At 70.8% G+C, this 12,496-nt stretch carries 12 protein-coding genes and 1 riboswitch; all 12 genes read left to right on the top strand.

From position 1 onward, the window contains the following. The first annotated feature begins 23 nt into the window (after positions 1-23). Positions 24-767, top strand: coding sequence for an N-acetyltransferase (locus ACZ7M7_RS38450; protein ID WP_383613522.1), 744 nt, complete (start codon positions 24-26; stop codon positions 765-767). Positions 768-955: 188 nt separating this feature from the next. Next, entirely contained in the window at positions 956-1,609 is a 654-nt protein-coding gene (locus ACZ7M7_RS38445; RefSeq protein ID WP_472125242.1) for a hypothetical protein, read from the top strand. Between the two features lie 38 nt (positions 1,610-1,647). Continuing rightward, a complete protein-coding gene (locus ACZ7M7_RS38440; protein WP_472125490.1) occupies positions 1,648-3,141 on the top strand; it encodes a protein kinase domain-containing protein in 1,494 nt (497 codons plus the stop codon). Positions 3,142-3,315: 174 nt separating this feature from the next. After that, positions 3,316-3,960 (top strand): SurA N-terminal domain-containing protein, encoded by a 645-nt coding sequence (locus ACZ7M7_RS38435; RefSeq protein ID WP_472125239.1) that lies wholly within the window; start codon positions 3,316-3,318, stop codon positions 3,958-3,960. A 69-nt stretch (positions 3,961-4,029) separates the two neighbouring features. Further along, complete coding sequence (locus ACZ7M7_RS38430) at positions 4,030-5,010, top strand: nucleoside triphosphate pyrophosphohydrolase (RefSeq protein WP_472125236.1); 981 nt, start codon at positions 4,030-4,032, stop codon at positions 5,008-5,010. 78 nt (positions 5,011-5,088) lie between these two features. Next, a complete protein-coding gene (locus ACZ7M7_RS38425) occupies positions 5,089-6,378 on the top strand; it encodes a cytochrome P450 family protein (protein ID WP_472125233.1) in 1,290 nt (429 codons plus the stop codon). A gap of 167 nt (positions 6,379-6,545) precedes the next feature. Next, on the top strand, positions 6,546-7,574 hold the full coding sequence (locus ACZ7M7_RS38420) for a transglycosylase family protein (RefSeq protein WP_472125231.1): 1,029 nt from the start codon (positions 6,546-6,548) through the stop codon (positions 7,572-7,574). 206 nt (positions 7,575-7,780) lie between these two features. Beyond that, positions 7,781-7,979: riboswitch (cyclic di-AMP (ydaO/yuaA leader) on the top strand. Between the two features lie 3 nt (positions 7,980-7,982). Beyond that, a complete protein-coding gene (locus ACZ7M7_RS38415; RefSeq protein WP_472125228.1) occupies positions 7,983-8,663 on the top strand; it encodes a transglycosylase family protein in 681 nt (226 codons plus the stop codon). 317 nt (positions 8,664-8,980) lie between these two features. After that, positions 8,981-10,261, top strand: coding sequence for a phosphopyruvate hydratase (eno, locus tag ACZ7M7_RS38410; RefSeq protein WP_472125225.1), 1,281 nt, complete (start codon positions 8,981-8,983; stop codon positions 10,259-10,261). A gap of 108 nt (positions 10,262-10,369) precedes the next feature. Continuing rightward, positions 10,370-10,846, top strand: a complete 477-nt coding sequence (locus tag ACZ7M7_RS38405; protein ID WP_383613499.1) for an FtsB family cell division protein — start codon at positions 10,370-10,372, stop codon at positions 10,844-10,846. 56 nt (positions 10,847-10,902) lie between these two features. Next, positions 10,903-11,460 (top strand): DUF501 domain-containing protein, encoded by a 558-nt coding sequence (locus ACZ7M7_RS38400; RefSeq protein WP_383613496.1) that lies wholly within the window; start codon positions 10,903-10,905, stop codon positions 11,458-11,460. Then, a complete protein-coding gene (locus ACZ7M7_RS38395) occupies positions 11,457-12,413 on the top strand; it encodes a Ppx/GppA phosphatase family protein (protein ID WP_383613493.1) in 957 nt (318 codons plus the stop codon). Before ACZ7M7_RS38400 ends, ACZ7M7_RS38395 begins: the two co-directional genes overlap by 4 nt. The last annotated feature ends 83 nt before the right edge of the window (positions 12,414-12,496 follow it).

Genomic DNA, 12,496 nt, shown 5'->3' with positions numbered 1-12,496 from the left:
GTCCCACGCCTACGGTGACCGGCATGGAGCTGAAGACATCGAGCCTCGCGGAACGCCCCGAGATGCTCGACCGGGTCATGGAAATGCCGGACACCTGGCACCGGTTCACGACCCAGGACCCGGTGGGCAACGCCCACTACGGCCGGATCCCGCGCGAACTCCCCGAGTACGCGCTGTTCGCCGAGGACGAGCGCGGCGAGGTCGTCGCCCACGCCTTCAGCGTCCCGTTCGCCCTCGCCGCCGAGGACCGAGGCCGGCTGCCCGCCCGAGGCTGGGACGAGGTGCTCGTGTGGGCCTTCGCCGACCTGCGCGCCGGCGTCCGCCCCGACACGGTCAGCGCCATCTCCGTCGTCGTCTCCCCGCACGCCCAGGGCAGCGGCCTGTCCGCCCGGATGCTCTCCGCGATGCGCGACAACGCCCGGGCCCACGGCTTCAGCGAGGTCGTCGCCCCGGTCCGCCCCAGCGCCAAGCACCTCGAACCGCACACCCCCATCGAGGAGTACGCCCACCGCGTACGCCCCGACGGCCTGCCGCACGACCCGTGGCTGCGCGTCCATGCCCGCGCCGGCGCCACCATCGACTCCATTGCCCCGGCCTCCATGACCGTCGCCGGCTCCCTGGAGCAGTGGCGCCACTGGACCGGACTGCCCTTCGACACGGCGGGCGACATCGAGGTGCCGGGCGCGCTGGTGCCGGTGCGCTGCGAGCCGGAGCGGGACTGCGCGGTGTATGTCGAGCCCAACGTGTGGATGCGGCACCCGCTGTGACCCGGAAGCGAGGCCTCCGCGACCTCCGCCGTTGTACGAAGTGATCAGCTCGGCAACGGTTCGGTACAACCGGTGACCGTATGTCGGTGTCGGCCTATACGCTCGAAGCGACAATCGCACGACCGAGGTTGCCCCGCACCGGGCAGGACCGGCCGTCCGTACGCCCACTTCAGGCATCAGGAGCAGCCATGCAAGGCCACGGCTACACGCAGCCGGTGAAGCAGCCGCCGCCCACCGGGTGGCTGGTCTTCCTGCGCCTGCTGTTCGTCGTGATCTCGGTGCTGAGCTTCGGCCTGCTGACGTGGACGATGATGCTGCGGCTGGCCATCGTGACCCGCAAGCCCCTCGACTGGGGCCTGTTCGCGGCGTCGATCGTGGTGGAGTTCCTCGGCCTGTACATGATCGGCTCCGAGCCCGGCGACGAGATCCACACCGCGGGCGGCTGGTTGGGTCTCGCCCTCCTCCTGGGCGGCCTCGTGGCCGCGATCGCGTACTACCTCTCCGCGGACATACGCCACTTCCACCAGCTCCGCTTCCCGGGCTACAGCGCCCAGCGGCCCTCCGTCCCGTCCCAGTCGTACGGCTATCCGCAGGCCGGGTCGCCGTACACCGCCACGACGGTGCCGCAGTCGACGCCGATACCCCGGGCGCCGATACCCCAGGCACCGGGCCCCCAGACCCCGACGTCCCAGACGCCGATGCCCCGGACCCCCGTCCCGCCGCCCCCGCAGCGTCCCGCGCCCGCGCGCATCGACCAGGTGCGCGCCGAACTCGACGAGCTCAGTGACTACCTGCGCAAGCACGACGGCCGCCAGGACGGCACCCACGAGGGCGACAGGTGACCGTGACGACAGGACGTGTCGTCGCCGACCGCTATGAACTGTCCACGCTCATCGGGCAGGGCGGCATGGGGCAGGTCTGGACGGCGTACGACCAGCGGCTCGACCGGCGCGTGGCCGTGAAGCTGCTGCGCCCCGACAAGGTGGCCGGGCAGGAGGCGGGCGAACTGCGCCGCCGGTTCGAGCGCGAGTGCCGGGTCACCGCACAGGTCGACCACCCCGGGCTCGTCACCGTGCACGACGCGGGCAGCGCGGGCGAGGAACTGTTCCTCGTCATGCAGTACGTCGACGGCGTCGACCTCGCCGGCCATCTCGCCGAGCACGACCCCTATCCCTGGCAGTGGGCCGTGGCGGTCGCCGCGCAACTGTGCGCCGTACTGAGCGCCGTGCACGCCGTGCCGATCGTCCACCGCGACCTCAAGCCGCGCAACGTGATGGTGAAGCAGGACGGCACCGTCACCGTCCTCGACCTCGGCGTCGCCTCCGTCATGGACGCCGACACCACCCGCCTCACCCACACCGGCACCCCCATCGGCTCGCCCGCCTACATGGCCCCCGAGCAGGCGATGGGCGGCGCGGTCGGCCCGTACACCGACCTGTACGCGCTCGGCGTGGTCCTGCACGAACTCCTCAGCGGTGACGTGCCGTTCTCCGGCTCGACCGCGCTCGGCGTGCTGCACCGGCACCTGTACGAGCCGCCGCTGCCCGTGCGCCGTATCCGCCCCGAGGTCCCCGAGGCACTCGAGGCCCTGGTCCTGCGCCTGCTCACGAAGGACCCGCAGCAGCGCCCCGCCTCCGCCCAGGAGGTGTACGAGGATCTGGCACCGCTCCTGCCCGCGCGCGGGACGCCCACCGGCTCACCCCTCGACCCCACGCGCCCCTTCCTGCGCCCGCACGCACCCTGGCCGGACCGCGCCCGCACTCCCGCGCCGCAGCCCGCCCCGGCCACACCCGGCCCGCCCGCCACCGACAAGCCGGACGTCGCGCGCGCCGTCGACGAGGTCAAGCGCCTCCTCGGCGAGGGCCGTATCACCCAGGCCGTCGACATCCTCGGCTCGATCCTGCCCGCCGCCGCCGAACAGCACGGCGAGCACTCCCCGGTCGTGCGCAGCCTGCGCAAGCAGTACGCGGCCACGCTCATGGACGACGGCCAGTACCGGCGCGCGCTGCCGGAGCTGCGCCGCCTCGCCGACGAGCGCGCTGCCGAGGCCGGCCAGGCCGACCCGCAGTCCCTGCGCTTTCGCTACGACTCCGCCCAGTGCCTGGAACAGCTCGGCGAACCCGCGGCCGCGCTCGCCGAGTACCGCCGGCTGCTGCCGTACTACGAGAACCAGTACGTCTCCGGCGACCCCCAGCTCGCCCACGACGTCCGCCGCCGCATCGGCCACCTCCTGCTCGCCCTCGGCGACCGGCCCGCCGCCCACGACACCCTGGCCCGCCTGCTGCACGACGTGGAACGCCTGCACGGCCCCGGCCACCCGCTCGCGACGGAGGTACGGCGGACCTTGCAGTGGCTGGGGCAGGTGCGCGGCTAGTTCCTGCCCGGCTGCCCGGCTGCCCGGCGCCGGTGGGCCGGGCGGGGGTGCTCCGGTGCCCGAAGTCCTGGCGAATCGTTGGTCGAATGGGTTGGCCAGAGCTTGCCCACTGCCTACCATCGATCACCGCAAGACTTTGTGCACCGCCGCACAAGCTCCCCCCAGGAGGTCTCCTTGCACCGCCGCCGTCGTACCGCGCTCCTTCTCTCCGCCGCGATCGCCGCGGCGCCCCTGCTGACCGCCTGCGGAAGCGACGCGCATCCCGGTGCGGCGGCCGTCGTGGGCGGCCAGCGGATCACCGTCGCGCAGCTGGAGAACCGGGTCGGCGAGGTACGCGCCGCACAGCGCGAGGCCGTCCCCGACGACGCCCAGTACGCGCAGGTCATCGCCAAGTCCGGCACCCTCCCGCGGGACGTCCTGCACACCATGGTTCTCGACCAGGTGCTGCACCGGGCCGCCCAGGACGCGGGCGTGACCGTCACCCGCAAGGAGCTCCAGGAAATGCGCGGCGGCCTGGAGAAGCAGGTCGGCGGCGCCAAGGCGCTGGAGACGGCCTGGCTCCAGCAGTACGGCATCCCCCCGCAGCGCCTCGACGAGAACCTCCGCCTCCAGCTCGAGGCCCAGAAACTCGCCACCTCCCTCGGTACCGACACCGGCAAGCCCGCCTTCTGGAACGCCCTGGCCGAGGCGTCCAAGAAGCTCGACATCGACCTCAACCCGCGCTACGGCGCCTGGGACGTCCAAAAGAGCGGCCGGGCGGACGCGAAGACGCCGTGGGTGCGCGAGGTGACGGCGACGGGGACGCAGCAGACGGCGTAGCGGCAGGGGCAGCCGCGCTGCCTGTGGACAACTCGGGGCGCTGTCGGTGACGTGGGTTACGTTCGGATCGTGAACGCAACCAGTCCCGAAGCCGCCCCCGGCCGCATCGTCCTGCTCACCACCAGCCACCGTGTCGCGCCCGGCCTGCTGTCCTGGCCCGCCTGGCAGGCGCTGCACGCGGCCGACCGTGTGCTGTGCGCGGACGGCGCGCACCCCCAGCTGCCGTATCTGCGCGAGGCAGGCATAGCGGTCGACGAGAACGCTCCGACCGCCGAGCAGCTGATCGACGCGTGCGGAGGCGGCCGCACGGTCGTGGTCGTGGCGACGGGCGAGGGCGAGCCGGCCCTGACGGACGGCCTGGCACGCCTCGCGGGCTCCGGACGCGTCAGCATGCCGGACCTGGAACTGCTCCCCGCCTCCTACGACCTGCCCGGCGCCCGACTCCTCGACCTGGTCCAGGTCATGGACCGCATCCGCCTCGAGTGCCCGTGGTCCTCCCAGCAGACCCACAAGGGCCTCGCGAAGTACGGCATCGAGGAGGCCTACGAACTCGTCGAGGCGATCGAGGACGGCGACCGCGACGAACTCCGCGAGGAACTGGGCGACGTCCTGCTGCAGGTCGTCTTCCACGCCCGGATAGCCGAGGAGGACCCGGAGTCCCCCTTCTCCATCGACGACGTGGCCGGCGGCATCGTCACCAAGCTCATCCACCGCCACCCGCACGTCTTCGGCGACGAGACGGCGACGACCCCCGAGGAGGTCAAGGAGCACTGGCTGCGCACGAAGGCGGCGGAGAAGCAGCGCGAGTCGGTGACGGACGGAATCCCGCTGGGACAGCCGGGCCTGGCACTGGCCGCGAAGCTGGCCTCCCGGGTGCGTACGGCGGGCCTGGAGGTGCCCCTGCCGACGGGGGACGGCCTCGGCTACGAGCTCCTCGCGATGGCGGTCCGCGCGGAGGCCGCCGGGGTGGACCCGGAGGCGGCCCTGAGAGTCGCGGCCCGGACCTACCGGGACGCGGTGCGGGCCGTCGAGGGGGTGTCCCCTCAGTAGGGAGAGGGGGCCGGTGACAGGGCGACGGGGGCCGGAACAGGGAGCGGGGGCCGGACCGGCAACGGATACCGTCAGGGAGTGACCAACCAGCCCACCCCCACCGGCACCACCTCCGGATCCCCCGAACCCACCGAGCTCTTCACCTGGGAGTTCGCGACCGACCCGTACCCCGCCTACGCCTGGCTCCGCGAGCACGCCCCGGTCCACCGGACCCGGCTGCCCAGCGGCGTGGAGGCCTGGCTGGTCACCCGGTACGCCGATGCCAAGCAGACCCTCGCCGACAACCGGCTCTCCAAGAACCCGGCCCACCACGACGAGCCCGCGCACGCCAAGGGCAAGACCGGCATCCCCGGTGAGCGCAAGGCCGAGCTCATGACGCATCTGCTCAACATCGACCCGCCGGACCACACCAGGCTGCGCAGGCTCGTCTCCAAGGCCTTCACGCCCCGCAGGGTCGCCGAGTTCGAGTCTCGGGTGCAGGAGCTCACGGACCGTCTGATCGACCAGTTCGCGGCGAAGGGGAGCGCCGACCTCATCCACGAGTTCGCCTTCCCGCTCCCCATCTACGCCATCTGCGACCTGCTCGGCGTCCCCCGCGAGGACCAGGACGACTTCCGGGACTGGGCGGGCATGATGATCCGCCACCAGGGCGGCCCTCGCGGCGGTGTCGCGCGGTCGGTGAAGAAGATGCGCGGCTATCTGGCCGAGCTCATCCACCGCAAGCGGGAAGCCCTGCCCGAGGAACCCACGCCCGGTGAGGACCTCATCTCCGGTCTCATCCGGGCCTCCGACCACGGAGAGCACCTCACCGAGAACGAGGCCGCAGCGATGGCCTTCATCCTCCTTTTTGCCGGTTTTGAGACGACCGTGAATCTGATCGGCAACGGCGTCTACGCGCTGCTCACCCACCCCGAGCAACGTGCCCGCCTGCAGGCGTCCCTCGCCGCCGAGGAGACCGGCCTCCTCGAAACCGGTGTGGAGGAACTCCTGCGCTACGACGGCCCCGTCGAGCTCGCCACCTGGCGTTTCGCCACCGAGCCGCTCACCATCGGCGGGCAGGACATCGCGGCCGGCGACCCCGTTCTCGTCGTCCTGGCCGCCGCCGACCGTGACCCGGAGCGGTTCGCCGACCCCGACGTCCTCGACCTCGGCCGCCGCGACAACCAGCACCTCGGCTACGGCCACGGCATCCACTACTGCCTCGGCGCTCCGCTGGCCCGACTGGAGGGCCAGACGGCTCTCGCCACGCTCCTCGCCCGTCTCCCGGATCTCCGACTCGCCGTGGACCCGGGGGAGTTGAGGTGGCGCGGAGGTCTCATCATGCGCGGGCTGCGCACACTTCCGGTGGATTTCACACCAGTTGAGTGAGTGTGTCCACCTCGTCAAACGTGACACGCGCTCAATTCTGTGATCTTCACGTGATCTACGCGGCATTAACTTGTGACAAGTGATCGTCTGCCTATACGTTCACGGATCAACGACGGCGTCGAGGTTTCAAACGCCGCGGTCAATGCTGCCTCGTGAAAGGTCCCCGCATGCTCTCCGGGAACGGTCGTCACCGTCGCCCCCGTCAGGCCCCGGCTCTCCTCGTCGCGGCCGGAGTGACCGGGTCCGCCATCGCCATCCCGCTGCTCGGCGCCACGAGCGCGAGCGCCGCCGACGGCACCGTGTGGGACAAGGTGGCCGAGTGCGAGAGCGGCGGCTCCTGGAGCACGGACGAGGGCAACGGGCGCTACGGCGGCCTGCAACTGACCCAGGACGACTGGGAGCAGTACGGCGGCCTCGACTACGCCCCGCGCCCTGACCTGGCGAGCCGCTCCCAGCAGATCTCCGTGGCGCAGGCCGTCCTCGCCGACCAGGGAACCAAGCCCTGGGGTACCTGTGCGGTGCTCAATGGGCTCACCCCGAAGAACGGCTTGGCCGACCTCGACACCGGAGTGGAGGGCGATTCACCCTCCGAGGTGTCCGGATCCTCCGGCTTGCTCGATTCGCCCGGCTCATCGAATTCGTCCAATTCGTCCGACTCGCCGGGCTCCTCGAACTCGTCGAACGCGAGCGACGGCCCGTCGAGCTCGTCGAGTGAATCCCCCAGCGCTTCGTCCGAATCGCCCCGGAATTCATCCTCTTCTCCCTCTTCCTCCCCTTCCTCGTCGTCCAAGGCGGACAACTCGGCGAAGCCTGACGCGTCACCTGACGCCAAGGCCTCCAAGTCGCCCGACAGCTCTCCCGTGGAGACCTCGGACGGGGGTAATCAGGACAACTGGGTGCAAGATGTGGGCGCCTGGAGCCTCGTCGACACCAGTGCGCTCACGGGCGAGGAGGCCGGCGCCGGACGTCACCGTGGGCCCAGTGCCGACGAGAGCGAGGCCGCCGACCCGGCCGCCGAGACCTCCGGCCGCCATGCCTCGTACAAGGTCCGCGCCGGCGACACGCTGGCCTCCATCGCCGACTCCCTTGACCTCGAGGGCGGGTGGCGGGCGCTGTATGACGCGAACGCGGGCGCCATCGGCGGCGACGCGAACGACATCACCCCCGGTCAGACCCTGGACGTCCCCGTCGAATAAGGGCCGAACGGGGCGAAAAACAGCGAGAGTTCGCGTCACCTTTCGCACCTGAATGTCCGTTTTGAATGCAGTGAGAGATAGATCTCAGAAGCCCTGATCGTCTTTGTAATTCCGGGAATCGGGTGTCTACGGTCGTGATCGCTCGTCACCGCGAGCCCCGGCTGCCGCAACGCCGAATCCTGCCAGCGGCCGCACGGGAACAGTCGTCGCGTCAAGCGCCGTAGGCAGGAGCGGGGGACCCAAGGTAAGCGCCGGGTCCGGCAGTTGAGGCCCTTCGGGGCCGCACGCCGGAGCCGGCTCGGGGTGAAGCCGCGCAACGCGAGCCGAAAGGCGGACGAGCGCGGCCGGGCAACTCAACCGGCCCGAACCCGACAGCTCACCTCGCAGGCGTCGGTGAGGGGATCCACCATGCTGTTTTCCAGCAAGGGCAAGCACCGTCGTCCGTCCAAGGCCGCTCGCGCCATAGCCGTCGTCGGCGTCACCGGCGCCGCCGTCGCCGCCCCGCTGATGGCGGCCGGCAGCGCCTCCGCCGCCACCGCCTCCGAGTGGGACGCCGTCGCCCAGTGCGAGGCCGGCGGCAACTGGTCCATCAACACCGGCAACGGCTACTACGGCGGCCTGCAGTTCTCCGCCTCCACCTGGGCCGCGTACGGCGGCACGGCGTACGCCGCCACCGCCGACAAGGCCACCAAGGCCCAGCAGATCGAGATCGCCGAGAAGGTCCTCGCGGGCCAGGGCAAGGGTGCCTGGCCGCACTGTGGCACCGGCCTGTCGAGCGCCGCGTACAGCGGCTCCGGCTCCTCGCAGAGCACCGAGTCCGCCCCCCGCGCCACCGAGGAGCAGCCGGCCTCCCGCTCCGCCGAGCGCCCGGCGGCCGAGAAGAAGTCGACCAAGACCGTTACCACCCCGACCGGCAAGAAGGTCAAGAAGGGCGACGGCGAGTACAAGGTCGCCAAGGGTGACACCCTCAGCTCGATCGCCGCGGAGAAGAAGGTCAAGGGCGGCTGGGAGAAGCTCTTCCAGCTGAACAAGGACATCGTCGAGGACGCCGACCTGATCTACCCGGGTCAGCAGCTGCACCTGAAGTAATACGCGGCCTCCAGCTGAACCGCAGGGCCCTCACATCCGTGGAACTCATATTGAAGACCTCGTGAGGGTCACCCCCGTCCCCCACGGGCTCCCCGCTCCGGTGCGTGTTCCCCCGTACGCACCGGAGCGGGGCTTTTTCTTTCCCTGTAAGTCACCCACCCTTTGTTCCGATAGGGAACAATGGGTACGGTTCGGTCCTGTCCACGGGACGGTCGGTCGGCTGCCGATGTCCCCGGGGCGGTTAGGCTCTAGTCGCAAGGCTCACAGCCCCGCACCACCAGCGACACAGTGCTTCACATCCCAAGAAGGAGATACTCGTGCCGTCCATCGACGTCGTCGTAGCCCGGGAAATCCTGGACTCCCGAGGCAATCCCACGGTCGAGGTCGAGGTCGGCCTCGACGACGGCAGCACGGGTCGTGCCGCCGTTCCGTCCGGCGCTTCGACGGGCGCCTTCGAGGCCATCGAGCTCCGCGACGGCGACTCGAACCGCTACCTCGGCAAGGGCGTGGAGAAGGCCGTCCTCGCCGTCATCGAGCAGATCGGCCCGGAGCTGGTCGGCTACGACGCCACCGAGCAGCGCCTGATCGACCAGGCGATGTTCGACCTGGACGCCACCGACAACAAGGGCTCCCTCGGCGCCAACGCCATCCTCGGCGTCTCGCTCGCCGTCGCCCACGCCGCCTCCGAGGCCAGCGACCTCCCGCTGTTCCGCTACCTGGGCGGCCCCAACGCGCACCTGCTGCCGGTGCCGATGATGAACATCCTGAACGGCGGCTCGCACGCCGACTCCAACGTGGACATCCAGGAGTTCATGATCGCCCCGATCGGCGCGGAGTCCTTCTCCGAGGCCCTGCGCTGGGGCGCCGAGGTCTACCACACGCTGAAGAAGGTCCTGAAGAGCAAGGGTCTGGCCACCGGCCTCGGCGACGAGGGCGGCTTCGCCCCGAACCTCGGCTCCAACCGCGAGGCCCTCGACCTCATCCTGGAGGCGATCAAGGAGGCCGGCTACACCCCCGGCGAGCAGATCGCCCTCGCGCTCGACGTCGCCGCGTCCGAGTTCTACAAGGACGGCGTCTACACCTTCGAGGGCAAGGACCGCTCGGCCGCCGAGATGACCGAGTACTACGCGGAGCTCGTCGACGCGTACCCGCTCGTCTCCATCGAGGACCCGCTGTTCGAGGACGACTGGGACGGCTGGAAGACCATCACCGACAGGCTCGGTGACAAGGTCCAGCTCGTCGGCGACGACCTGTTCGTCACCAATCCGGAGCGTCTGGCCCGCGGCATCGACGAGGGCGCGGCCAACGCCCTGCTGGTGAAGGTGAACCAGATCGGCTCGCTCACCGAGACGCTGGACGCCGTCGAGCTGGCCCAGCGCAGCGGCTTCAAGTGCATGATGTCCCACCGCTCCGGCGAGACCGAGGACGTCACCATCGCCGACCTGGCCGTCGCCACCAACTGCGGCCAGATCAAGACCGGCGCCCCGGCCCGCTCCGAGCGCGTCGCCAAGTACAACCAGCTGCTGCGCATCGAGGAGATCCTCGACGACGCGGCGGTGTACGCCGGCCGCAGCGCGTTCCCGCGCTTCAAGGGCTGACCTGGCCGAGCCCAACCTTGGGTGAGCCTTAGCCAGTCGTACGTACGTCCCCGTACTCGGTCCCGTACCGTGTGCGGGGACGTACGCATGTGAAACGGGAGGCGGGACATGGCCGTCAAGGATCGGGACCGGTTCTCCACCGCGACCAGGATCCGGTTGCTCGGCGAGCAGACGGCAGCCCGTGTCTACCGCTCCCAGACCAAGCGGCAGGCCCGGCGCTCCCGGCTCACCGGACGCGCCGCGCTGCTGGCGCTGGTCGTCTGCTCCATGATCGTGGCGCTCGCCTACCCGATAAGGCAGTACGTCTCCCAGCGCGCCGAGATCGCCGACATGCAGCGGGAGAAGGAAGAGGCCGCCCAGCGGGTCGAGGAACTGCGCGACGTCAAGGCACGCTGGCAGGACGACGCCTACGCCGAGCAGCAGATCCGGCTGCGGCTGCACTATGTGATGCCGGGGGAGACCGGCTACGTCGTGATCGACCCGGACGCGGCCAAGCAGTCGCGCGCCGACCTGGGCGCGGCCGACCGCCCCTGGTACGCGAACATCTGGGACGGGGTCGACAAGGCCGACGCGTCCCGCCAGTGAACCGATCGTCCGGACCGGTCGACAGACCGCCGACGAGAACAGACAGAAAGACAGGCATGGAAACCGCCCCGCCGCCCACCCCGCGCACCGAGCCCACCGACGCGGACGTCGAGGCCTTCAAGCAGCAGCTCGGGCGTCCCCCGCGCGGGCTGCGCGCGATCGCGCACCGGTGCCCGTGCGGGCAGCCGGACGTCGTCGAGACGGCCCCGCGGCTGCCCGACGGCACGCCCTTCCCGACGCTGTACTACCTGACGTGCCCGAAGGCGTCGTCGGCGATCGGCACGCTGGAGGCGAACGGCGTGATGAAGGAGATGACGGCCCGGCTGGAGTCCGACCCCGAGCTGGCCGCCGCGTATCGATCGGCGCATGAGGACTACATCCGGCGGCGCGACGAGATCGAGGAGCTGACGGGCTTTCCGAGCGCGGGCGGCATGCCGGACCGGGTGAAGTGTCTGCATGTGCTGGTCGCGCACTCGCTGGCCGCGGGGCCGGGGGTGAACCCGCTGGGGGACGAGGCGATCGCGATGCTGCCGCAGTGGTGGAGCAAGGGCGCGTGCGTGACGCTCCCGGAGAAGTCCGAGGCGTCCGGGAAGTCCGAGGAGGGCGGCCGGTGACCCGCGTCGCCGCCATCGACTGCGGTACGAACTCCATCCGGCTCCTCGTGGCCGACGTCGACCCGCACACCGGGGAACTCGTCGACCTGGACCGCCGTATGACCATCGTGCGGCTCGGTCAGGGCGTCGACCGCACGGGGCGGCTCGCGCCCGAGGCGCTGGAGCGGACCTTCGCCGCCTGCCGTGACTACGCGGCGATCATCAAGGAGCACGGCGCCGAGCGGCTGCGGTTCGTCGCCACGTCCGCCTCCCGGGACGCCGAGAACCGGGACGAGTTCGTCCGCGGGGTCATGGACATCCTGGGCGTCGAGCCCGAGGTCGTCACCGGGGACCAGGAGGCCGAGTTCTCCTTCACGGGCGCCACGAAGGAGCTCGTGGGGCGCGAGGACCTGCACCGGCCCTACCTCGTCGTGGACATCGGCGGCGGGTCGACCGAGTTCGTCGTCGGTGAGGAGCACGTCCGCGCGGCACGCTCCGTGGACGTCGGCTGCGTGCGGATGACCGAGCGCCATCTGGTCCGCGACGGCGTCGTCTCCGACCCGCCCTCCGAGGAGCAGATCGCGGCGATGCGGGCCGACATCGAGGCGGCTCTCGACCTCGCCGAGGAGACGGTGCCGCTGCGCGAGGCCAGGACGCTGGTGGGGCTTGCCGGTTCGGTCACCACGGTGTCGGCCATCGCGCAGGACCTGCCCGAGTACGACTCGGCCCGCATCCACCACTCCCGGATCGGCCACGACCGGGTCCGCGAGATCACCGACCGGCTTCTGCGCTCCACCCACGCCGAGCGCGCGGCCGTACCGTCCATGCACCCGGGGCGAGTTGACGTCATCGCGGCGGGCGCGCTGGTGCTGCTCGCGATCATGGAACGGATCGGCGCCGAGGAGGTCGTCGTCAGCGAGCACGACATCCTCGACGGCATCGCCTTCAAGGTGGCGGAGGCGGCGGCCCGGTAGAGCGGAGCCGCTGTGCACCCGCGGATGCGTGAAGACGCGGAACGGCCCCGGTACCTCGTGAAGAGGGACCGGGGCCGTTGCCT

This window comes from Streptomyces sp. NPDC111606, from assembly GCF_055656945.1.
The sequence above is the reverse complement of the archived record's forward strand: the minus strand, read 5'-3'. Positions and strand labels throughout refer to the sequence as shown.